24 protein-coding genes are annotated in these 22,095 nt (G+C 44.4%); 17 read left to right on the forward strand and 7 right to left on the reverse strand.

The window, feature by feature from the left end; translation table 11 throughout:
• Positions 1-31 precede the first annotated feature (31 nt).
• Positions 32-766, forward strand: a complete 735-nt coding sequence (gene lenA, locus EHQ17_RS18160) for a lipoprotein LenA (RefSeq protein ID WP_135593741.1) — start codon at positions 32-34, stop codon at positions 764-766.
• A 296-nt stretch (positions 767-1,062) separates the two neighbouring features.
• Here the strand turns inward: lenA and EHQ17_RS18165 are convergent, their stop codons facing one another.
• The gene (locus tag EHQ17_RS18165; protein WP_135593739.1) at positions 1,063-1,626 is read right to left on the reverse strand and encodes a lipoprotein LipL21; all 564 of its coding nucleotides are present in this window, start codon (positions 1,624-1,626) and stop codon (positions 1,063-1,065) included.
• Positions 1,627-1,765: 139 nt separating this feature from the next.
• Here EHQ17_RS18165 and EHQ17_RS18170 point away from each other — a divergent pair, with 139 nt between their 5' ends.
• Positions 1,766-3,316 (forward strand): LIC10012 family protein, encoded by a 1,551-nt coding sequence (locus EHQ17_RS18170; RefSeq protein ID WP_135593737.1) that lies wholly within the window; start codon positions 1,766-1,768, stop codon positions 3,314-3,316.
• A gap of 21 nt (positions 3,317-3,337) precedes the next feature.
• Positions 3,338-4,231 (forward strand): AAA-type ATPase lid domain-containing protein, encoded by an 894-nt coding sequence (locus tag EHQ17_RS18175; protein ID WP_135593735.1) that lies wholly within the window; start codon positions 3,338-3,340, stop codon positions 4,229-4,231.
• Here the strand turns inward: EHQ17_RS18175 and holA are convergent.
• Complete coding sequence (gene holA / locus EHQ17_RS18180; RefSeq protein WP_135593733.1) at positions 4,173-5,270, reverse strand: DNA polymerase III subunit delta; 1,098 nt, start codon at positions 5,268-5,270, stop codon at positions 4,173-4,175. The two genes, EHQ17_RS18175 and holA, sit on opposite strands and share 59 nt — an antisense overlap.
• A gap of 77 nt (positions 5,271-5,347) precedes the next feature.
• Here holA and EHQ17_RS18185 point away from each other — a divergent pair, with 77 nt between their 5' ends.
• On the forward strand, positions 5,348-5,563 hold the full coding sequence (locus tag EHQ17_RS18185) for a hypothetical protein (RefSeq protein WP_135593731.1): 216 nt from the start codon (positions 5,348-5,350) through the stop codon (positions 5,561-5,563).
• Here EHQ17_RS18185 and EHQ17_RS18190 read toward each other — a convergent pair.
• A complete protein-coding gene (locus tag EHQ17_RS18190) occupies positions 5,554-6,117 on the reverse strand; it encodes a nucleoside triphosphate pyrophosphatase (RefSeq protein ID WP_135593729.1) in 564 nt (187 codons plus the stop codon). The two genes, EHQ17_RS18185 and EHQ17_RS18190, sit on opposite strands and share 10 nt — an antisense overlap.
• A 61-nt stretch (positions 6,118-6,178) precedes the next feature.
• Here EHQ17_RS18190 and EHQ17_RS18195 point away from each other — a divergent pair, with 61 nt between their 5' ends.
• The 5 genes from EHQ17_RS18195 to EHQ17_RS18215 all read left to right on the forward strand — a co-directional run bounded on the left by EHQ17_RS18195 (position 6,179) and on the right by EHQ17_RS18215 (position 10,815).
• The gene (locus EHQ17_RS18195; protein ID WP_425460729.1) at positions 6,179-7,045 is read left to right on the forward strand and encodes a hypothetical protein; all 867 of its coding nucleotides are present in this window, start codon (positions 6,179-6,181) and stop codon (positions 7,043-7,045) included.
• A complete protein-coding gene (locus EHQ17_RS18200) occupies positions 7,042-7,560 on the forward strand; it encodes a hypothetical protein (protein WP_246057617.1) in 519 nt (172 codons plus the stop codon). The genes EHQ17_RS18195 and EHQ17_RS18200 overlap by 4 nt, the downstream gene beginning before the upstream one ends.
• A gap of 6 nt (positions 7,561-7,566) precedes the next feature.
• Positions 7,567-8,310, forward strand: coding sequence for an SDR family NAD(P)-dependent oxidoreductase (locus tag EHQ17_RS18205; RefSeq protein ID WP_135593727.1), 744 nt, complete (start codon positions 7,567-7,569; stop codon positions 8,308-8,310).
• 15 nt (positions 8,311-8,325) lie between these two features.
• Positions 8,326-8,934 (forward strand): L-threonylcarbamoyladenylate synthase, encoded by a 609-nt coding sequence (locus EHQ17_RS18210; protein ID WP_135593725.1) that lies wholly within the window; start codon positions 8,326-8,328, stop codon positions 8,932-8,934.
• Positions 8,935-9,126: 192 nt separating this feature from the next.
• Positions 9,127-10,815, forward strand: coding sequence for an FG-GAP and VCBS repeat-containing protein (locus EHQ17_RS18215; RefSeq protein WP_135593723.1), 1,689 nt, complete (start codon positions 9,127-9,129; stop codon positions 10,813-10,815).
• Position 10,816: 1 nt separating this feature from the next.
• On the opposite strand, the gene EHQ17_RS18220 is transcribed toward EHQ17_RS18215, so the two are convergent.
• Positions 10,817-11,173 carry an arsenate reductase family protein gene (locus EHQ17_RS18220; protein ID WP_135593721.1) on the reverse strand — a complete coding sequence of 119 codons (357 nt, stop codon included), beginning with the start codon at positions 11,171-11,173 and terminating at the stop codon, positions 10,817-10,819.
• 273 nt (positions 11,174-11,446) lie between these two features.
• Here EHQ17_RS18220 and fliG point away from each other — a divergent pair, with 273 nt between their 5' ends.
• The 5 genes from fliG (at position 11,447) to EHQ17_RS18245 (ending at position 15,678) form a co-directional block, all read left to right on the forward strand.
• Entirely contained in the window at positions 11,447-12,460 is a 1,014-nt protein-coding gene (gene fliG / locus EHQ17_RS18225) for a flagellar motor switch protein FliG (protein ID WP_069605674.1), read from the forward strand.
• A 206-nt stretch (positions 12,461-12,666) separates the two neighbouring features.
• Positions 12,667-13,257, forward strand: a complete 591-nt coding sequence (locus EHQ17_RS18230) for a hypothetical protein (protein WP_246813877.1) — start codon at positions 12,667-12,669, stop codon at positions 13,255-13,257.
• Positions 13,229-14,443 (forward strand): LIC10025 family lipoprotein, encoded by a 1,215-nt coding sequence (locus EHQ17_RS18235; RefSeq protein WP_135593719.1) that lies wholly within the window; start codon positions 13,229-13,231, stop codon positions 14,441-14,443. The genes EHQ17_RS18230 and EHQ17_RS18235 overlap by 29 nt, the downstream gene beginning before the upstream one ends.
• Before the next feature lie 167 nt (positions 14,444-14,610).
• Positions 14,611-15,315 carry a urate hydroxylase PuuD gene (locus EHQ17_RS18240; RefSeq protein WP_135593717.1) on the forward strand — a complete coding sequence of 235 codons (705 nt, stop codon included), beginning with the start codon at positions 14,611-14,613 and terminating at the stop codon, positions 15,313-15,315.
• A 3-nt stretch (positions 15,316-15,318) separates the two neighbouring features.
• Entirely contained in the window at positions 15,319-15,678 is a 360-nt protein-coding gene (locus EHQ17_RS18245; RefSeq protein WP_135593715.1) for a c-type cytochrome, read from the forward strand.
• A gap of 316 nt (positions 15,679-15,994) precedes the next feature.
• On the opposite strand, the gene EHQ17_RS18250 is transcribed toward EHQ17_RS18245, so the two are convergent.
• From EHQ17_RS18250 to EHQ17_RS18260, 3 genes are all read right to left on the reverse strand, one after another.
• Positions 15,995-16,843, reverse strand: a complete 849-nt coding sequence (locus tag EHQ17_RS18250; RefSeq protein ID WP_135593713.1) for an inositol monophosphatase family protein — start codon at positions 16,841-16,843, stop codon at positions 15,995-15,997.
• Between the two features lie 20 nt (positions 16,844-16,863).
• Positions 16,864-17,772 (reverse strand): LIC_10030 family protein, encoded by a 909-nt coding sequence (locus EHQ17_RS18255; RefSeq protein ID WP_135593711.1) that lies wholly within the window; start codon positions 17,770-17,772, stop codon positions 16,864-16,866.
• Between the two features lie 92 nt (positions 17,773-17,864).
• Positions 17,865-19,847 (reverse strand): beta-galactosidase, encoded by a 1,983-nt coding sequence (locus EHQ17_RS18260; protein ID WP_135593709.1) that lies wholly within the window; start codon positions 19,845-19,847, stop codon positions 17,865-17,867.
• A 190-nt stretch (positions 19,848-20,037) separates the two neighbouring features.
• Here EHQ17_RS18260 and EHQ17_RS18265 point away from each other — a divergent pair, with 190 nt between their 5' ends.
• From EHQ17_RS18265 to tsaB, 3 genes are read left to right on the forward strand one after another with little or no spacing between them, the layout of a single operon-like run.
• On the forward strand, positions 20,038-20,895 hold the full coding sequence (locus EHQ17_RS18265; RefSeq protein ID WP_135593707.1) for an Hsp33 family molecular chaperone HslO: 858 nt from the start codon (positions 20,038-20,040) through the stop codon (positions 20,893-20,895).
• 7 nt (positions 20,896-20,902) lie between these two features.
• On the forward strand, positions 20,903-21,415 hold the full coding sequence (tsaE, locus tag EHQ17_RS18270; protein ID WP_135593705.1) for a tRNA (adenosine(37)-N6)-threonylcarbamoyltransferase complex ATPase subunit type 1 TsaE: 513 nt from the start codon (positions 20,903-20,905) through the stop codon (positions 21,413-21,415).
• On the forward strand, positions 21,412-22,092 hold the full coding sequence (gene tsaB / locus EHQ17_RS18275) for a tRNA (adenosine(37)-N6)-threonylcarbamoyltransferase complex dimerization subunit type 1 TsaB (protein WP_135593703.1): 681 nt from the start codon (positions 21,412-21,414) through the stop codon (positions 22,090-22,092). The genes tsaE and tsaB overlap by 4 nt, the downstream gene beginning before the upstream one ends.
• The last annotated feature ends 3 nt before the right edge of the window (positions 22,093-22,095 follow it).

A 22,095-nucleotide genomic window follows, 5' to 3' on the forward strand; every position in this document is an offset into this window, starting at 1 on the left:
AAACTTCGTGAAACGGAGAAATCTCTACTATATGAAACAGATAAAGTTATTCTTATTCCTTTTCGTCGCGTTGACGATATCGATCGCGTGTAAAAAGGAAGAAAAAAAAGAAGTTCAAATTCTGGGGACCAGATTCGCGAATTTCGATCAGTGGATTTACAAGAATCCAGGTTCCGATAAAAAAGAGGACCAAGTAAGTCTTGTTTACGGGATGGAAGAAGTTACCGGTTTGGAAACGGTCGATGCCGAAGTCGCTTCCAAAAAAGGGAATACCGCCGTTACTTTTATCAAAGTAAGAACCGTGGAAAATAAGGAAGGGTACGCTCCCGCAAAGAATTTTTCGGAAAACGTCTATTTCGTGTTAAACGATTCGGAGGACGCTTTCGTAAAACCTACGATTACCGCCAACACGAAAGGAAAATTAAAACGAGGTATGTATTGTCTGGAACAGGAAGTGATCGGAGAATTCTCCAAGGTAACTTGTTACGATTCCATTCTTACGGAAGATAAACTGACAAACTACTACGACGTTTGGATCAAAACGGCGTCTACTTCTCTGAGTAAGGACGCTTTGTTAGGGGAAACCGTAAAACTTCTCAAAAAGTCCAGCCAAGAATTGGTTAAATTCAACAACGCATCTGAAGAGGAAAAAACCAAGATTTTGCAAATAGCAACGGAGTCCTTAAAGAAAGCCGCGGCGAAACAAGACGAGTTTATAGCTGACATCAACAATCTTGCGAGTAAATTCGGAATTACTCTCGAATAAAGAACGTTCCGATTTTCCCATACGAAAAAAGGGCTTCGACCGTCTTTCGGTTTGAGGCCCTTTTCGTTTTGTGATACTTTGCTTGAGCGGTCTTAGTCTTAGGTCGAAAGCACCGGATGGGTTGGATGTTTCGTCCCGTCTTTCAAATTCACCGGTCTAAATTCCATTTCAATGAGCGAAACAGAGTTCTGTACTGAATTCGGTGGATCGAGTTTCAAATAAGAAAGATTATAAATAAAAAAACCCCGCCGTTAAGCGGGGTTTTGTAACAAAACAACGTAAGATAAATCTTTCGTTTATTGTTTGTTGGAAACTTCTTGCGCTTTTGCTACAAGAGCGTCTTTTCCGCCTGGGAACTTAGCGTAAATTACACACTGACATTCTTCCCAGTTGTCCTTAGAAACATCTTTAGGATCGGAACCGGATCCGGTTGCTTTACACTCGTAAACACCGACTCCTTTTACAACACCTTGAGACTGAGAAACGATTACGGATGCGGTCGCTTCACCGTCGGATACTCCGGATGCAGCTTCCACTGTTTCACCAACCATTTTCTTAACTACGTCGGAAGCTCCTTGAAGTCTGGAAGCCTCACGGCAAGTAGATTGCATCATTGCCTGGCTCTTCTTTGCCACTGCTTTAGCGGAAGCTCTGGAAGAAAATTTAATATAGTACCAGTCTTTAGGATTCGTATCTCTTGGTGTTTTTCCGTCGTTTCTTTGTTCTGGAGGTCCACCCCATCCTTCAAAAGTCCAGCCGCCGTCTCCAACAGTCGTTGCGTCCTTTTGTCCGGTGTCGGTGCTGGAGCAAGCTGCGAAAATCATCGTTGCTACAGATAGAGCGATAAGTCTATTGATCATTATTTTCTCCTTGATCTACTAAATGAAAAAAACTAATACTTCACTAAGTTTATGCAACTCATTTTTTAATAGGTTGCTTTTGAATCGTGTATTTCGATGGATTAACTTTCAAAACCGATTTGCGTCGCACTAAATCCCGATGATCAAAAATTTATTTTTTTCCTTACTTTTTATAACACATCCGTTGCTTTCTGCGGGGATATTATTTCTCCCAGGAAGAGCGGAAGGTAATCTTCCGAGTTCCTTGGAACGTGTTCATGACCGTTCTCAAGAAATTTCCAAGTTCGGAGCTTTTTATGCGAATCTACTTATAAGAACGAAAGCGGAAACGACGGAAAGATTGAGAGACAGGGAACTTTTCGATAAGTTCCGAGGTACCCGGTTTTCCATAGAGGATTTCGCAAAAGTTTGCGCAGATTCAACAGCGGAATATCTTGTAAGAGACGAGCTGAGTTTTCAAAATAAAATCTCTTTGGATCGGACCGTTTATAACTGCGTTCAAAAAAGATTGGAAGAGATTCATCTTTCGGATGTTTCGGATCCTTTTTTTCTGATGCGTTCCGTGACGGAAAAGTCGTTCCCTTTTTTGCCGAGTAAACGTAGACAAAACGCGCATTCAAACTTACTATCCAAACCGAGAGAATTGATTTTTATCGTGGATTTGTCTCCTTCCTTTCAGAGGGAACGTGAGGAATGGAGTACGTTTGTTTCGAACTCATCTTGGGGTGGCAGAACGGGGATTCGGCTCGTATCTTTTGCCGAAGGAAAGGTTTCGATTTTTCCAAAACCCAAGTCTATGTCGGAATTCCGCTCCCAATTAGGAAGTTTGAAATCCTCGGGGAAATCGAGCTTGGACGACGTTTCAGAAGCTCTCTTTCGCGTAAAAAGAACCCTGTTTCAAAGCGGAAATCGATCCATAGATCAGGAAATAATCCTTTTGACGAATGCAAAGGGAAAGATTCCTAATCCGACTTTGTCCTCCGCGTTTCAGGATTTACAATCCTCCGGATATCGACTTTCTCTTTTTACGGCTCCTTATTTTTCCAATTCGCAAATTCAATTTTACAAGGGAATTCTTCCGAAAAATTCTCTCTTCGAAATTTCCTACTTCCGGCGTGTAAGTACGGATAAGGATTCGAAGACGATCGTATTTCGAGGTAGACAAATTTACTTTACACATTCCTCAGTGACTCCGTCGGAAAATTTATCAGAGACTTCGCTTAATAAAGTTTCGTATGCAGGAAAATATACGGAATCGGAATCGATCAACCCGCTGAACTTCACCGAAATTTATTCCGAACTTACGGGGGAAAAAATTCTCGGTGCGGAACCGTTGCAGAACAATCTCTCGTATCTCCTCTCGCAAACCCTACTTAAGGATCAAAATCGACCGGAAGGAATCGAGGTCCTGATCAAGTCGGGGGAAAAGGCGTTTTGGATTTCTCTTCCTAAGGGAATTCAACCTCCTGCAATCGAAGAGAAGATCGCATATCAGACGACTTATGTTCCATCAACGTCCTCGATAGACGGAGTCGTCAATCTTCCGGACTGGACGGAACGATACGCACAATCACCTTCGCAATTGTTGGAATGTACTCCGACGCAAGTCAGGAATTATTTCCAAAATACGAATAAAAGTTCCTTCGATTGTATCGTCCGCGGTCAGGTTCTCGAGGTCAAAGGATTATAAACTTCTAATGAGGATTTCCGTTTGAATTCCGGAGAATTTCTTTTTATCGGTAACGCATCGAGCTCGGCGAAAATCCTGAACAGGCTCAAAGCGTTTTCGGAAAATAGAATGCCTTTGTTCGTGACCGGCGGTCCCGGCTCCGGAAAAACGTTCGTCTCCCGTTTTTTAGCGGAACTTTCCGCGGAGAAAAATCGGGTTCGCGTCATAGAATCGGATTTGTTCGACTCCGAAGCGGCCCTCGAATCTTCTTTGCAAACGGAGGAAGTTGGATACTTCGTCTTTAAGGAGATCGCGGATTTTCCGAAGGAACTCCAAGCGAATCTGCTTAAACGAATTCGCGAAAAAAAACCGGACCATCGATTCGTTTTTTTGTCGGGTAAGGAATGGAAGCGTAAACTCGACACCGGTTCGATTTTGGAATCTTTGTATTTCGAAATCTCGAATTTCCGAATCGACCTTCCCGATCTACGCGAAAGAAAAGAAGACATTCCTCTTTTTATCCGACACTTTCTGGAAGTACTTTCCCAAAAATACAATCGAAAGGAAGTGCGTCTCAGCGAACGGCTCTATCATTTTTTGCTAAACTACGATTTTCCGGGAAACATACGCCAACTGAAAAATCTTTTGGAAAGTATGGTTTCTTTATTTCCCGCAAAAATTCTCGATATAAAACATCTTCCTCCGCAGATGTTCGAAAGTTCGTACGTTTATGCGGAATTTATCGAGGTGAAGACGGGCATTCCTCTCAGAGATTACGAAAAGGAAATCATCCGAAAAAACCTGATTTTGGTGAACGGAAACAGGGAAAAGGCCGCAAAATTATTGGGAATTTCCGAACGGACGATCTATAGAAAAATCATAGAATTCGGTCTTTCCGGCGAAGCTGAAGGAAAAAATCCTCCATCCGACGATTGAAATAAAACTCCGCGCCTTCCTTTTCGGAACCCGTTTTGATTCGTACGTTCATATCTATCATAAAATCATAAAGTTCTAAAATGATTTTGTCGGAAAAAAAGGAGGCTTCCCGTTTCAAACGGTTTCTGACGAAATTCTTCCGTGCGGGACTGTAGGATTGTATGTCCAGGTATTCGTAAAATTCCTCGTCGGATAAGGAACTTTCGTATTTGCGGGAAAGGATTTTATATTTCCGTAACTGGTCGATCCTCTCCTTTAAAATCGTGAAAAACAATAAAAAAGAATCCTTCCCGGTTTGGAATTTACCGAGTTCCTTAAAAAAACGGATCCGATCCGATTCCATAAAAAAATCGACGAGCGACGATGAGTTGAGTTCGGAATTGAACAACAGAACGTCCTCGACGTCCTGTCTTCCGAACGTTTTTTTGTGCAGATACAATTTGAGTTTGGAAAGGGATTGTAGATAAGCGCCCATAGACGGAGGAATTTTGTGTATGAACTCGTCGGCCGCGTCCTCTTCCAGTTGCACGCCTACCTCTTTGCAAGCCTGCATGAGTCCCGCTCTTGTTTCGTTGGGATAAAAATTCTTCGTTTTGATCAATTTCGCTTTTCCGCCGAAAATCTGAAGAACTTTGATCGGAACTTCCCAATGATTGTAATGGACCAAAAGTTGTAGGTTTTCCGGAAAATCCGAAAATCGTTTTTGAATCGAGTCGTTGTTTTTTCCTTTTCCGCCGGAAATCGGTTTAAAAAAATCCAAACCGGATTTGATGATGAACAACTTTCTAGCGGAGAACATGTCCAGGTTGAAGGCTTCCGATTGGAATCGTTCGAAGTCGCCCGGCTCCGAAACGAAAACGACGATTTCAAACGCATCTCCGGATTTTCGAATCGCTTCCTTGTATCGTTCGGCGAGAATTTCGAATTCGTAGGATTCTTTCGCCGCAACGAAAACTACGGGAGGAAGTTCTTTGCCGAAATCTGATAGGAATTCGATCGAGTTTTTGTATTCTTTCGTTTTGGAAGCGTTTGCTTTCATAAAATTCTCATCTCAAACTGCGCGTAAAAAAAACGGAATCGCTTAAGCTGGGCAACGGATTCTCCGAAGAATAAAATATGAATATCAGTTCCGGAGTCCAGAGGATTTCTTTTCCGGGAGAAAGTTTGGCGTATGTGAGTCCGGTTCGACTCGGAGGAAAGGTTCAAGCAGTGGAACCCGTTCGCCGAGAGGATTTCTCTCCCGATCGAAGTTTTCCCGGAAAAAATTTCGCATCGATCCCGAAAGAATCACTTCCAGAAACCAGAGGAAGATTGATCGATTTTTACGCTTGATTTCCTTTTAAATATTCCTTCCACATCCCATGATATTGATAGAACATCCGGATCGGGAATCCGAGTATGTTCGTGTACGAACCTTCGTAATGACGGACCGGTCCGTTTTTATCTTGGATTCCGTAACTCCCCGCTTTATCAAAGGGTTTGTATTGTTCGATGTATTTGAGGATTCGCGGCTCCTCCCAAGAATGAAAATAAACTCGCGAAGAATCGAACGCGAACTGTTCCAACCCGTCGCGGTAAAGTCCCAAACCGGAATAAACGAGATGCGCTTTTCCGGAAAGACTTCGTAACATTTTCAACGCTTCCGCGACGTTCTCCGGCTTTTGGAGAATCGAAGTTCCCTGAACGACGATTGTATCACAAGAAATCAAAAATTCTCCGTGAGTTCTCGTTCCAAGTTTGGCGAGCGTGATCCTCCTAAGGTATTCGAGCGGGCTTTCTTTCGTAAGGGATCGTTCGTCCACGTCTTCGGGTTCGATCCTAAAATCCAAATCCAGAGTTTCCAACACCTGTTTTCTCCGAGGAGATCTGGATCTTAAGACGATCATAAAATCCAAGGTTTGAGAAAAGCGTTGCTTTGCACCCGTTTTCCGGTCGATATAGACAATGATGATGAAGAATCGGCGACCCCGAGTTATCGGTATATGTATCGTTTTATGGTCTCTTTTCTGTACCGTAAGTCCCCTTTTTACGGAAGATAAAAAAACGGAGAAGGAATCTCAAAAACCCGAATCTTCGCGGGAATTGATCGAAACCGGAAAACTGGAATCGGTGCGTAGACGTGCGTTTACGGCCTTAAAAGGAATTCGTGTTTCTCTTTTGAACTTCGGCAAAAAGCAGGAGCTGGAAAAATTTACGACCGAATACGGCCAAGCCGAAACTCAATATCTAAGAGCCGAGTATTCTTCCGCGACGAATTCCTTTGAACGGATTTTTAAATCGATCACTCCTTTGGAAGATTCGATCCGAAAGGACTACGAGTCGAAAACGATACAACTCGGCCAAGAAATCGCTCCGATCGTGGTTTCCATCCGCCTGGATGAAAAAAATAAACTCCGTTCCATTTTACCGGTATTAGAAAAATTTTATATTCGCTCCGGAGAATCCTCTAAAGCCGCCGTAAACGAATTGGAAAAAGGAGATCGAACCTCCGCGTTTTACTTTCAGAAACAGTCGTTGTTTTCCTTATATCAGATAAAAATTCTTCTGGGAAAAAACGAGGATCTCACTCTTTCGGATCGGATTTCCAAAAACAGGATTCTCGAAACCGATTATCTGAAGCCGGAAGAATTGGTTTACTGGGACGATACGAACGATCGTATCCATTCCGAAGCGGAAGAAGAACGCAAAAAGGAAAGAATCAAAACGCTCAAAACATACGAATGGCGTCTCGGTATTTCCGCCGGAAAACTTCAAAAGGAATCGGATTCCAAAGCGCCCCCTCCCGCGCCGGATAATTCCGCTAAACCGAAATGAAAGCATTCAAAAAAACGAATATAATTACGACTTTGACGCGAATTTTCCGGCTCTCGGTCCTCGTTTTTTGTATCGGAGTTTTACCTTCCTGCAGAAGGGGAAGTTTCGATCGTGTAAAGGAATCCGGTTTCCAATATCTTTGTAAGGAATATCTGCTTTTTTGCGATAAGATCGTAACCAAAATCGACATGTTCGACTGCGACCCTTTGCACAACATGTACGAGAGCGACGGTTCCCATTATATCAACAGGGACGTCCTGGTAGACGACCTCACCGTAGAAAAGGGGGATCGTGAGTCGGAAATTTTCGATCCTTATTCCGAAAAAAGACCGAAGAAGGAAAAAACGAGAGATACTAATTCCGACTTCGGAAAAAATATCCGGATCGATTCTAAAAAATTGATCCGAACCTTCGATACCGAACGCGGAAAAAAACCGCAAATCGGAGACGGTTCGGAATCGATCGAGGATATTCGTCCCTGTTATCCCGTTAAACCGAACTACGAAAAGGAGTGAACGAAATTGAACGATTTATTCAACGTAAAAAATAAAACCGTCCTTGTTACGGGATCCACGAGAGGAATCGGAAAGTATTTTGCGGAAGGTTTCTTAAAAGCGGGCGCCGTCGTCTACGGAACCGGCTCCTCCGAGGAATCGATTAAAAAATTCGAGGGGACAGGGATCAAAGGTTATGCAGCGGACATCCGTCAACCGGACGTCATGACTTCCATCATAGAAAATATCGTAAAGGAGCACGGAAGATTGGACGTTCTCGTCAATAACGCAGGAATTGCCTCCAACAAACCCGCCGCTTTTTTGAAGGAAGACGAAATCGAATCGATCATACAGACGAACTTTACGGGCGTTTTTCGCACGTGTGCGTCTTATTATAAAATCCATAAAAAGAAAGGCGGAAATATTATAAATATTGCATCTATTTTGGGGATGAGGGGAACGAAATTCGCGTCCGTTTATTCCGGAACCAAAGGCGCCATAATCAATATGACCCGAGCTTTGGCCGTAGAATGGATGGGTTCCGGTTATCGTGTGAACGCGATTTGTCCAGGTTTTATCGATACCGATATGACCGATATGATTAAAGAAAAACCGGAAGTTATGGAACATATGCTGAAGGCTATTCCGATGGGAAGATTGGGAAAACCGGAGGATCTCGTAGGCGCCGCGATTTTTCTGGCGAGCGAGGCTTCTTCGTACGTTACGGGACAAACGATCGTTGTGGACGGCGGTATAACGGCGGGTCTTTGATTCGTCTAACGTTAGATGATTGTTTCTTTACATCCGATCAATCCGGAAAAACGAAAACTCCAACAGATCTCGGATCGATTGTTGGAAGGGAAGGTTTATATCTTTCCTACGGATACCGTCTATGCTTTGGTTGCGGATTCCCAATCGAAAGCGGGCGTCGAACGTCTGTATGAACTGAAAAACATTCCTAAAAACCAACCCTTATCCTTGGTTTGTCCGAATATTTCTGTCGCATCCAATTATATGGAATCGCTTCCCAACGAAGCCTTTCGTCTGATGAAACGAATTACTCCGGGCCCGTTCACATTTATAGCAAAAGCCAACAAACATCTTCCGAGAGTTTCGTTTTCCAATCAGAAGGAAAAGCAGATCGGAATTCGAATTCCGGATTCGGTTTATCTGCAGGAATTGATGAAACTTCATCCGAATCCTTTGACGACCACTTCCGTTTTCGCCGGAGACGAGTTTATCATCGAAGTGGATTCTCTGGAGGAAATCTACGGAAGCCGAGTCGAGGGAATCGTGGACGGCGGTATCGTTGAAGTAGAACTTTCGACGATTTTGGACGTTACAGGAGACGAGATCGTGGTCGTTCGTGAAGGTAAAGGCGCCGAGTTATTGTGACTTTTGTTCGCTTTCGTATGTCGCTTTAAAAAAATCGCTTTTAAAATGCAGTTCCTTTGTATAAAAATTATTTCGATTTCTACTCACCTCTTCCGAAAACTGCCGACTGTGTTTTGAAAATTATTTCGAAAATTCGTCTACTGAATTGCGCTTTCCGAAGTTTATCGAAATCTTTACCCGAAATTTCACGAAATGAAACGTTTCTCATCGATCCTATTCATCATATCCGCTTGCGCTTCCTGTAGCCTAAAGTCGATGGAGAACGTTTGCGACGTTTCCGGGTCGCTTTTTTATAAGAACCTCCTACTCAGTTATATCGTCAATGCCGGAAAAATTTCCAGCTGCGGACTGGACGAACGATTACCGAGCGGTGCGCCTCCCCGGATTTTAAACGCGGGTGAGAATCGGATTTTAAACAGCGGATTTTTAACGGGTGATTTCGATTCGGATGTTTCCGAAATTCAAGTTTCGTTGGATTCAGGTCCTTTTGTTTCCGCCGCTCTTTCCGGAAATCAATGGAAGTTTCAACTTCCTGCGGCCGGGGTTCCGACCACAATTCCAGTAACGGGTGTTTGGAAAGAATGGAGTTTTCACACGATTTCAGTTCGATCGAGGAACGCTTCCGGACAACTTTCCTTAACGGAGACGATTCGAGTTCAACAAGGAATCAATCGTGACATTAACGGAGACGGATACCCCGACGTGTTGATCGGTTCTCAAGTTTCCAACAGTGTTCGCGTTTATTACTCGCTCGGAAAAACGAAGGGTATCAGCTCTTCCCCCGTTTCGGTCATCAATGGAGGCGGCGGCGGATTCGGATATTCTGTAAAATTAGGCGACGTTGACGGAGACGGATACGCGGACGGGGTCGTCGGAGATGCCGCTGATAACGGTGTTTCCGTTTATTTGTCCTTAGGAACTTCCGGCGGACTTTCCAATGCCGCGGTTACTTCTTTTACGGCCGGAACCGGCGGGATCGTCAACGTCGCGTTAGGTGATACAAACGGGGACGGTTTTACGGATCTTTTGTTGGGAGCTTGTTACGATGCCGGAAATGCGGGAGGGATTTACGTTTATACTTCCAACGGGATCGTAGGCCAGGGTGTTACATACAGTCAAAACATAGCCCACCCCGGAGGAATTTCGTTTTTCGGTTACGGTGTTGCGCTGGGCGACGTTAACGGAGACGGCAAAGCCGATGCGATGATTGCGTCGGTAGGTTCGAGTCAAAACGGATCCTCATACATATATCTCGCACAAACTTTCGGAACGTACGGAGGAGCTCCCTCCCAAACCATTTCCGGTTCTCCGAACTGGTATGCGAATTCGATTTACGCGTCCGATATCAATCGGGACGGTTTTACGGATATGATCGTAGGGGCTTATCAGGAAAACGGAGGAAGTATTTATATCTACAATTCCAACGGATCGTCCGTGGTAAGCGTGCTCAACAGTCCCGTGATCGGACTTGCCGGATCGGCTAACGGCACTTCGGTGACTTCCGGAGATGTCAACGGAGACGGCTTTTTCGATGTTCTTGGAGGCGGTTATACCTATACCGATACGAATTTAAACCAAGGATCCGGCGCGACTTTTTTGTATGCAGGAGATCTGTTCGGCTTCTCGCCTACCGCATTGAATTTTCTAACCTCTCCGGTAACGGAAGGGCAAATGGGAATGTCCGTCGCTTCAGCCGATATCGACGGAGACGGTTTCAGCGATCTAATGATCGGAGCACCTAGTTCAGTCGGCGGTTCCGCAACGAATGCCGGAAGAGTTTATTTGTATTTCTCGGACGGAGTCGGCGGTTATACGAGCGCACCCCAAACGTTCACGGATCCGGACGGGACCGGTGCGTTCGGTCAATCCTTGGATTTATGATTTAGCGGAATCGCTTTTTCCATTCCTCTTCTTTAAAACCCGCGAAACCGAAATCTTCGCCGAGAACAAAAGGTCGTTTGACGAGGTTCCCATGTTTGGAAAGAAGTTCCAATTGTTCGTCGAGAGACAAAAAAGGAAGTTTGTCTTTTAGCCCCATTTCTTTATAATCCCCGCCGGAGGTGTTGAAGAGCTTTTTGGAATCGTTTCCAAGATACTTCAACATGGTTTTTAGTTCCGCTTTTTTGGGAGGAGTTTCCCGAATCGGAAGAACTTCCAACTCCACTTTTTTTCCGGCTAAAAATTTAAGAGCCTTTCTGCAAGTTCCGCAATTTTGGTATTGATATACTTTCAGTTTCAAAGACGTATTCCCCGATTTCGATGCTTTTACGCGGATCTTTCGGGTCAAGTTTTCCGACGCCGAATTTACGAAAAGATCGTAGTTTTGGAAGGACGCTTACGGAGCTATCTCAGGATTCGAACCGTAATTTTCGGTCCGTTTTCGAATCCTATGTTTCGAGTGTGGTCGGAACTCCGGATTTTTGATCCTGGAATTTTCTTCCCCCGTCTCGAAAATCTTTTCGTTGAAATTGCTTCTTTCGACCGATAGGATTCATACAGGCAGACTCGGAACGTGTTGAATAAAAAGACCAATCTGACCGGAAGACAAAAGGCCGCGATTTTTCTCATTGCGGTCGGGAGCGAGGTTTCTTCCGAGATTTTCAAACATCTTCGAGAGGACGAGATCGAGCAGATCACTTTCGAAATCGCTCGTTTGGACAAGATTACTCCGGAAGACAAGGAAAAGGTCTTAGTAGAATTCAACGAGCTCATGATGGCTCAAGAGTTTATCTCCAACGGCGGGATCGACTTCGCAAGAGGGCTTTTGGAAAAGGCTCTCGGAAACCAGAAGGCGATCGACATCATCAATCGACTTACGTCTTCGTTACAGGTCAGACCGTTCGACTTCATTCGAAGAACGGATCCGCAGCACTTATTGAACTTTATCCAGAACGAACACCCGCAAACGATCGCTCTCATTTTATCGTACTTAGATCCGCAAAAAGCGTCCAATATCCTCTCCAATTTACCGCATACCATTCAGGCGGAAGTAGCGAAACGAATCGCTACGATGGACCGGGTAAGTCCGGACGTACTTCGCGAAGTGGAACGAGTCCTGGAGCGAAAACTTTCCACCCTGGCTTCCGAAGATTATACCTCTGCCGGTGGTATCGATTCCGTGGTGGAAATTCTCAACCTGGTGGACCGGGGAACGGAAAAGACAATCATAGAAGCTCTGGAAGAAGAAGATCCGGAACTTGCGGAAGAGATAAAAAAACGGATGTTCGTCTTCGAAGATATCGTTCTTTTGGATGACCGAGCGATTCAGAAAGTGATGCGGGAAGTGGACAACTCGGATCTCGCAAAAGCGTTGAAATCGGTGGATACCGAAGTTCAGGAAAAAATCTTCAAGAACATGTCCAAACGGGCCGCAAACCTACTTCGGGAAGACATGGACTTCATGGGTCCGATTCGGATAAAAGACGTGGAAGACGCGCAGCAAAAAATCGTAAACATCATCCGTAAACTCGAAGACGCGGGGGAAATCGTCGTGGCTCGCGCCGGAGAAGACGAACTCGTTATGTGATCCGAGTTTTCTATTCGGAAAAATTTTCTTTCGTCTTAGTTCAAGTAAGACAACCATCCTCCGTTGACACGAAAATCATTTAAGAGGATAGACTTAACGATTCAGTTTTGCGATTCACGAGAAAAAGCACGTTCTACTTCATTCAACCTTCCCGAAAAAATCGGATCTCGTTTACGGTTTTAAGTTGAATCCGACTTTATATTTTTATGAACACGACGATCCAAGAGGAAATTTCATTCAACTTGTCCGAGACGAAATCGCCTGGTCTCGCGAAAACCTATTTTTTAGTCCCGCAAACGATCCGAACTTTAACGATCGTAATCTTGATTTATCTTTCGATCTTAACTTCACTCACGGCGGAGGAAGCTCCGTTTTTTCGACTGAAAGACCAACGCGGAGTTACGATCGATTCGAGAAGTTTTAAAGGAAAAACCTTATTCTTGTTAGGTTGTAATTTTAAAGACGTTGTACTTTGTCGTAAACACGGAAGAAAGATATACTGGAGAATGCAGAATCTTCTGGAGGAAGCCGAAGATACGACGGTTTTCGTCGCTTTTCTGGATTTTCGGGGAGCACCGAAAGAAGTTTTTTCCTACATCGAAAAAGAGCGAAATAAAAATTACGAATCCATCTATTTGGACGAAAAAGGAGTCTTATCTTCGGGTGTTCGTTCCGGTTTTTCCTGGTTGCGTATTTTTTCTCGGAACAAACGGCTCCTTTACGAATCGTATTATTCGGAAGTAGATGATCGCACCGTAGATTCCCTTTATGAAATCATTCGCAGACAAAAAAAATAAAATCCTGTTTCTCCTTTGTATTTCGGCGTTTCTTCCCTTGTTTTCCTGCGTTCAAAAAAAACCTACACAAGCCGATTATTGGAAACGATATCTCGAATATCAAAAATCCGTTCAAAAAGAATATCCCACAGGAGGAATCAGAAACGCCCTTTTCGGAAATTTGACTTCGGAAGACGAACCTCTCTTGAAGAACGAAAACGGAATTCTTTTTCTGAATTTGTATCTCCAAAAAACGGAACGAGGTTTTCAACCCGTTTTAACGGGGGATCCGATTCCTGACGATGCGCCTTATAAGATTCATGCGGAATATTTACCTTCTTCGTTTCAGGACGTAAAGACATACAAACTCAAACGAAAAACCGTCTCCGTTTTACCCGCTTACAGTTATGCGGATTTTTTCAGACACGCAGATCGGTTTCAGAATTTTCTGAAAAAAGAATCCGCGGATTCCGCAAAACTGGCGTCGATCTCCGCGGCACATCGATATTTGTGTACGGTCAGTCGATGCGATTGTACGAGGTCCGAAAGTTCTTCCCTACTTTCGTACACATTGAACGATGATACACGGGAGGAATTTCCCAACTTCTACAAAAGGTTTTACAAACTTCTAAATCAAATTTCGTATAAAATCACGATTTTTAAATCCGGAGAATTTCTAAACGGAATCGAACTTTACAACGAAAAGGAAAAAACATTCTTAAAAATCCCGGACACCGAATCTGGTTATTGGGCTAATCCAAAAATCCTGCATATTAGAATTTCCTTATTCATAGAGGCCTACGGTCTGAAGATCGACATTAGAAATTTAGGATATAGACTCTCGTTTTTCTCATCTAAAAACCGGGAAAAAATTATCGGAGAGTTTTCGCGAATACCCGAACGAAAAATCAGCGGACGTTTTCTCAGGATTTTCCCTCCTGGAGTGGTGGATTGGTTCATACCCGGAAATATGGATGAATATTTCGATCGATACTTTTCGCTTCTTGTGCAAGGTTCGGACGGAAAGGGAGGAAGCAGATTTCGAACCGAATCCGTAAAAACCGGTAATACGATGAAAGTCATCTTAAATTCGGAAGCGGAAATTTTCAGAGAAAGATTTTCTCCCTTTCGATCCGGCGAGACCACGGAGGATCGGCCTTCCTTTTGGGAAGTTTTGGAAAAGATTTTAATAGAAGATTTAAGTTAAAGTGTACTTTAACTTCTACTTTGAGAGTGGATTTTATTTTTCTTTAGAAATTAGAATCTTTCTAAAGTGCTTGACTGTGCGTCTAATTTCCGGATTTTATTTTTAGTTCCAACGTTCGAATTCTTCGGCGTTGAAAAATCAAATTCTCTCGATGAATTGGAGGTATTATGGAAGGAATCGCTCTTTTCACGAATCAGGGCTTTTATTTCGTCTTTAAATGGATACACTTCCTCGCAGGTGTCGCTTGGATCGGTTTGTTATGGTATATCAATTTCGTTCAAGGTTCGTTCTTCGCCGAGACGGACGCCGATACGAAAAAGAAAGCCACTCAACAACTCGTTCCAAGAGTTCTTTGGTGGTTCCGTTGGGGAGCGATGTTTACGTTCTTAAGCGGTTGGACGATGATCGGAATTTCCCTTTATAACGGAACAACTCTTTCTTCCGGACAATGGCTTGCCGTGATTTTAGGCGGAGCTCTTTTGGGTTCTTTGATGTGGTTTAACGTTTGGTTCGTGATTTGGCCCGCTCAAAAAGTGGTCATCGCGGCCGCAAAAGGTGAAACCGCTGAAAATCCCGCTCCAAGAGCGGCTCGCGGACTTCTCGCTTCCAGAACGAATACGCTTCTTTCGATTCCTATGCTGTTTTTGATGGGAGCCGCAAGAAACCTTCCGATTTCTTTCGATGTAAGCGGATCCGAAGCGCACACTTTCTTAGGAGTCATTCTGGCGATTTTAGCCCTGGTCGAAATCAACGCGTTAACCGCAACACCGGAAAGCGCGACGTTCAAGCCGATCAAAACCGTTAAGGGAGTCATCACTTCCGGTTTCGTTCTTACCTTGATCATTTACGTAATCCTTGAGGCGATTCTCTAATCGATGCAGATCACTGAAAATCGAGGCGGGTTCTCCCGCCTCTTACTTGTTTCTTTTTCCTTAATTCTTCTTATTGCGAATTGCAAAGAAGAAGAGAATCTTTCACCCGAACAAAAACTGATTTCCCAGGGAAAGGGTTTGTATGTTACGAACTGTTCCGCTTGCCACAACCAAAATCCCGCCCTCGACGGCGCGGTCGGTCCGGCGGTTAAGGGTTCTAATTTCGAATTATTGAAGGCAAGAATCGTAAGCGGTACTTATCCGCCGGGATATACGCCAAAACGACAAAGCCAAGTCATGACCCGTCTTCCTCTGAACGACGATCAAATCAAAAGTATCGAAGCGTTTTTAAATTCTCCTTGATCGAACAAAAACATTAGGGATTTTGAATATCCCTAATGTTTTTTCCAGCCGAAAGGTCGTTTTCAATACGTTTATTAGACGATGAATCCTCTATCCTTCGTTTTCGAAAAATAGATTCGATTTTTTGAATGTTCTGCATTTACGATCTTTGCGAGAGGGATGCGTAGGGCTTGTCTCGAAGCGCGTTTTTCGAATGTTCTCGCGTTTTTTCTACAAGACGAGCGGAGAGATGAGCGGACAGCGAACCCGGAGCAGCGCGTTTCCCGCGGCTGCGGGAACTCGCCACGAATCCTGAAACGGATTATCAAGAGAATTCTTAATTTCTGCCGATCGAGTCGCGGACATTTCTCATGATATCCACGATTTGCGAATGAATCCTGCCGTTGGAAACTACCACTTCCGAATTTCCGGAAAGAAAGCGTTTACCGCCGAAGTCCGTTAGTTTTCCTCCGGCCTCGGTGAGTATTACGGAGCTCGCAGCCGTGTCCCACAGTTTGACTCCCTTCTCCCAGATTCCGTCGAGCAAACCTTCCGCAACCCAACATGTATCGAGAACGAACGAGCCCGTTCGTCTCATCGATCGGCCGCAACTGATGAAAGCGGTGATATCGGAAATGACTTCGTTTAATATTTCCTTTCTATTCGTGGGAAAACTCGGAACCAGCATGGCACGCGCCAAAGATTCCGTGTTGGAGACGTCGATTCGAAGTCCGTTTTTAAAAGCGCCTTGCGAAAGAATCGCCGAGTATTTCGTATTCAATCCCGGAACGAAAACCACGCCCGCAACGGGGGATTCTCTGTGTTCGAGTCCGATCGATACACAATAAAGAGGAATTCCTCGAACGAAATTCATCGATCCGTCGATTGGATCCAAAACCCAACGAAAGGAATTGTTTCCCTCGTATCTGTAGTTGTCTTCGGAAAGGATGGAATCGGACGGAAAATTTTGTCTGAGATATTCCACGATGAACTTGCCCATCATCTCGTCGGCCTTGTGGATCTGATCCTTCTCTTCGGCCTCGGTTGAAAAAGCGAACGCTTTGAGATCCTTTTGAAGTTTCAGCGCGGATTCGATAAAAATCCCGGAAACGGATTGAACGGATTTGATCCTGCGTTTGACTTCCTCTAAAGGAAAATCAATGGGAGGGGCAAGTGGTTGGTCCATGGGCTTCTCTTCAAAAAAGATTACTTTCGATTTAGGATTTTCCAAAGCATATTACCGGAGGGAGTTACGTCCCTTTCCGTTCCGAAGGAACGGAGCCAGTCGTGCAGTGGTTCCCGTTTTACTGAATCTATAGTCATGCTTTCCGGCGACAATAAAAGATCAATCAAATGCCGGAAGGTATCAAATCTCCGGAAAATTCTTTCCTGAGAATCGTCCAAAAAACGGGAACTGATCGTATGAAGTTCGACGTCGATCGGTTCGAAAACCTTACCCGGTTCCCATATTTCCTTACGAATGTCCAAGATGGAATGAATCATGGAGATCTGTTTGGAATAGTCTATATCGTCGAAGAGTTCCGAATAGGTCTGTTGAATCTTGTTCGATACATGTTCGTCGTCCACTTCGACCATAAATTCCGTCTCTTTGTATTTGCGAGGCAGAAAGTCCACGATTTGTCCCTGTATCAACTCCAAGGATTCCAAAGGAAGAATTCTCGCGAGATAATAGATTTGCCGCGTTCTCACGGAAGCGGTTTGTCCTTGTTGTGCCTGCTTGACGATCGATTCTCGAGACGCTCCGCCCAAATAGGAAAGAATAAAACTCACCACGAAGATGAATCCACCGCTCTCCGCTGATTCGTCAGGAAACGGTTTTACGAGATAAAGCTGGTTGGAATTTTTCTTCGGTTTCGAAATCGGAAGCACGTGACAACCGGCGATCAATTCCGGCACGAGTTGTTCGGCTTGTAGAAGAAATTCCTTTGCCGCGGAAAATTCGACGCCGTAAATCGACGTCGGCGGTAAAATAAAACTTTCCTCGAATCTGAGAAACGGCGTATGCAGGTTATCGACGAAAATTTCATTCGGACGATTTTTCCCCGTGACCGACGAAAGGATACGATTCAGTTCTTCGATTTGATTGAGTTCCAAAAATTCAATACCTTTCTATTTTGTTAAACGACAACAATCGACGAAACCGAATTGTGCTTCGGAAATATACTATGAAAAACCGACAAACGATCCTACTTTTTCCTTGAAACGGTTTGAATCCGCACTTCGTAAGGATTCAAAATACGAAATCCGGCCGGGGCTTTTTTTCCGGAATGATTTATTAGAATTTCGTAATCATTCTTCCTTCCCTTACGGATTACTTTTTCCACATTGGGTCCGTAAAAAGTAAAAGGCAACTTGGCTTCTCTAAGAACCCTACGATATAAAAGCATAAAGCCGAGAGGTTCGAGGGATGCGCCTACGTAAATCACCTTTCCTTTATGGTAGGAATTGGCCGTGATGACCGGTTGGCCTTTGTAGAATTTCCGCTTGTCCGTATAACGCGCCCAGACTTCGGCCGTTGTGGGCTCCAGAATTTCGCAGATCTTTGTACAAACTCCCGGAAAAACGCGGAATCGGAATTTTACCTTTTGATTTCCCACGGCCTCGAATTTGCGGACTCGTACCCCGGCCATTTCCGCAAACGGACCGGGTATTTGTGAGTCGTTCATCCAGCCGTTTAGGTCTTTTGCGCCGGTCCTAAACCCGAGAATCAAAATTCCGCCTTCCCGAACGAACGTCTCCAGCTTTTCGAAAACCGTATCGTTTACCATCGTATACATCGGAAGTATTATAATTTTATAATCTTTGAAATCGATCTTCGAAGCAGGACGAAAATGGGTATTCACGTTGAGAACGTTCATCCCCGCAAACCACGTCGCCATTTCTATATCGTAACCGACCTGCGACCAAGGTACGGGGGAAAACTTCAAACCGGAGGAAATCGGTTGGTGTTTCCAGTTGCGTGCGTTTTCTATGTCGTGAACCACGGCGACTTCCGCGGGAAATAATTCCTCCGTAAAGTCATCCGCGTATTCCGAGATTTCCTCGATTCCTTTCTGTAGTTCGAAATAACGATCGGTCTTCTCTTTGTCGTGATCCAAAATTCCGTAACAAAGTTGTTCCTGCCCGAAACGCGCGGTTCGATATCTGAAATAATAAATCGCGTTGGATCCGTGAACGATAGAATGTTTCGTCCAAAGTTTGATTTGTCCGGGAGCCGGAAGATAACCGAGTAAGTCGTGTCCTTGAAATCCGGAAATCTGCTCCATCACGGTAAAGGGAAGATTTTTCAAACCTCGACTGTATTGCAACATTGCGGAGATAAACGGATGCGGGAACGGTTCTTCTTGTTCTCCCCAAGTGGGATAGTGATCCCAGGAAACGTAATCCAGATAGGAGGACAATTCGGCCATGTCGATGATCGGCAGAAACGGAGAAGGATATAAGTTCGTAGTCAAAGGACGTCCTACGGAAAATTTCCTCAAAATCTGGGTCTGCAATCTTACGAATTCTACGATCGTGTCGGAATGAAACCTGTAAAAATCCTGAATCATCGAAGGATTAAAATTGCTCGCTACGTGCGGACCGGGCGCCGGAATCTGATCGAAAGAATCGTAGACTACTCCCCAAAATACGTTTCCCCAGACTTCGTTTAACGTTTTGATCGTTTTATATTTTCGCTTCAGCCATTCACGGAACGCCTTTAAGGAAGTCGGAGAATGATCGATATCGGATCCTTCGTGGCCGATCTCGTTGTCGATTTGCCAACCTATTACGATGGGATGATTTCCGAAATGTTTAGCCATGGCGGTCACGATTTTCGTCGTCGCCTTTTTATAATTAGGCGAAGAGAAACAGGCTTGTCTTCGTGTTCCAATCGTTCTTTTGATTCCGTCCCTTTCCTGAATTATGTCCGGAAATTTTTTGACAAGCCAGGGAGGAAAGGTCGCGGTGGGGGTTCCTAAAATCGCGGTCATTCCGTTTTTTTGAAGTAGGTCCAGAATCCGATCGTAAAAGGAAAAGTCGAATTTTCCTTCCTTCGGTTCCATCAGAGCCCAGGAGAATTCCGCGAGACGAACCGAACGTAAGCCCATCTCTTTCATAATTCGGATGTCTTCTTCCCAATCTTTTGGGGTCCATTGTTCCGGGTAATAATCGGCTCCGAAAATCATTCCATTCTCCTTTTGTTCCGCAAAGAGATTTCATCGAAGGGTTCCATTCTGAAAAGAAAGAAAAGCGCAAATCCGGTATGTCTAATAGAAAAAATACTGTCTTTTCCCGGGAAAGTCTGAGAGGATACGATCGAGGCGGAATCGTATCGAACGACCCCTCTCCAGCCATCCCGCCGTCAAAAAGGATTTCATGCAAAATCAAGATTCCCTGATCTACGGAATTTTACCCGATATTCACTTCCGTTATTCCGCCACAGAAATTTCATACGCCGTTACTGCCGCTTCCAATTTGCATAATCTGGATGATTCCGATACGCAGTTGTTGGCGAGGGCCATGTTGGGCGCGTTCTTTCTCGCGGACCAAGTAAAAGAAGATACGAAAGTCAGCCTTCAGATTCAGTTTAACGAAGATTCACCGATTCATTCCGTGCTCGCTTACAGCGATCGAAAAGGTAGAATGAAGGCTGTTTTAAGGGCGAGACCGGAAGAGGACGTCGAACCTTCTCCCGTTTCGGAGGATTATCGCGGAGTTTTAAAGGTCTTTCGCTGGAAAGACGGAGCTTGTATCTATCAATCCGTGGTTCCGTATCAGAATAAAAGTTTCGAGGAGAACTTTCAGAATTATCTCAATAGCTCGGAACAGATCACGTGTTTCGTCGTTTTGTGGATCGAAAAAAACGACCTTCATTGGGATATTCGCGGATTGTTGTTTCAGTCCCTTCCGGAAGCGAAGGAAGAAGATATTCAAAAAATTGAAAGTCTTTGGGAAAAAATAAATTCGGATCCGCACGGGTTTTTAGGAAAGAACATCTATAATTGCCTGAATAAAATCGGGGAAGTCAGTCGATCCGCGGTCCAGATTTTGGAGGAAGGGCAACCGGAGTTTCGTTGCGATTGTTCCGAGAATAAAATTCGCGAATTGATCCAGACGTTGGGAAAGGAAGAAGCGATGCAGATCGTTGACGAGATCGGTTTGATCGAAGTTACATGCGAATTCTGTACTTCCGTATATCGTTTCGAAAGAGAAAAGGTAAGTGAATTGTTTTGAGGATGAATTGGAAACGGTATTTCGTAATCTAAAATTAGAAGCATTAGATAAACCTGCAGAATTTATAGCGTCCTTAATCCGCGCATCCATCGACCGAAATCTTCATCCTGTTTTTCTGTTTACCGGATCGATGGGATCTGGTAAAACGACTTTCACATCTAAACTGGTAAAAAAAATTTCACCGAACGCAAACGTCAATTCGCCCACGTATACGCTTTACAACGAATATCCGATTCCTGAAAGCGAGGAAAAATTCTATCATTTCGATCTCTATCGTTTAAGATCTCCCCTTGATTTGGAGGATTTGGGTTTCGACGAAATTTGGGGGAAAACCGGAATTTCGATCATCGAGTGGTGGCAGGTCGCGTGTGCCGATATAGAAATTCTTCCTTTAAAAATCGAGGCGGGATTTAAGTTCGAATCTGAAGAAGAAAGGACGATTACATTCAAAAGTTATGATATACTTTCCTTTCCGGACTTGAATCGACTTTGGAGCGATTCGGAGAAACTTCTTCTATGAAAAAGATTCTATTCTTCGATGCAACCAATCAGTGGATTTTGGCCGAAACGTTTCTTTTTCACGAAGACGAAACGGTGGAACGAAAGTCGTTCTATTCCGGAATTCATCCCAAAGAATCCTCGAAATTACTGATTCAAGAGTTGCGTAACGTTCTAATAACTTCCGATTGGACTAAACCGGATCTGATCGCGGCGGCGCTCGGTCCGGGATCGTTTACCGGGTTACGGATCGCCGTCGCCACGGCGCGCAACCTTGCACAACTCTGGTCGATTCCCGCTTTGGGTTTCGATAGTTTGAACGTTTATACGTCCTACTATTTTCGGGAAGCGGGCGACCCGGTCGTCGTCGCGATCGAAGCCAAACAGAAAAAAATTTATTTCGGAATGGAGGATCGTCGCGGATTCTTCGGTTCGATGGACGTCAAACCGGATGAGATCCTCGAAAGGATTCCCGAAGACAGGCTGCAGGCTTTTCTGACTTCGCAAAAATATTCGGATCGTCCGGATTTTTTCGAAGGAGTTTCTATCTTGGAAAACTTACCGTCTGGCTCCGCGATACTTCAGGAGAATATTTCGGTGGTTAGAGAGGCCCTCGAACTACCGCACCGCTTTCCGTATTGGAAACTGGTTCCCAACTACGTTCGAGGAACGTACGTCGATGACAGATCGACAACATAACAA

Source organism: Leptospira gomenensis, assembly GCF_004770155.1.
Classification (GTDB): domain Bacteria; phylum Spirochaetota; class Leptospiria; order Leptospirales; family Leptospiraceae; genus Leptospira; species Leptospira gomenensis.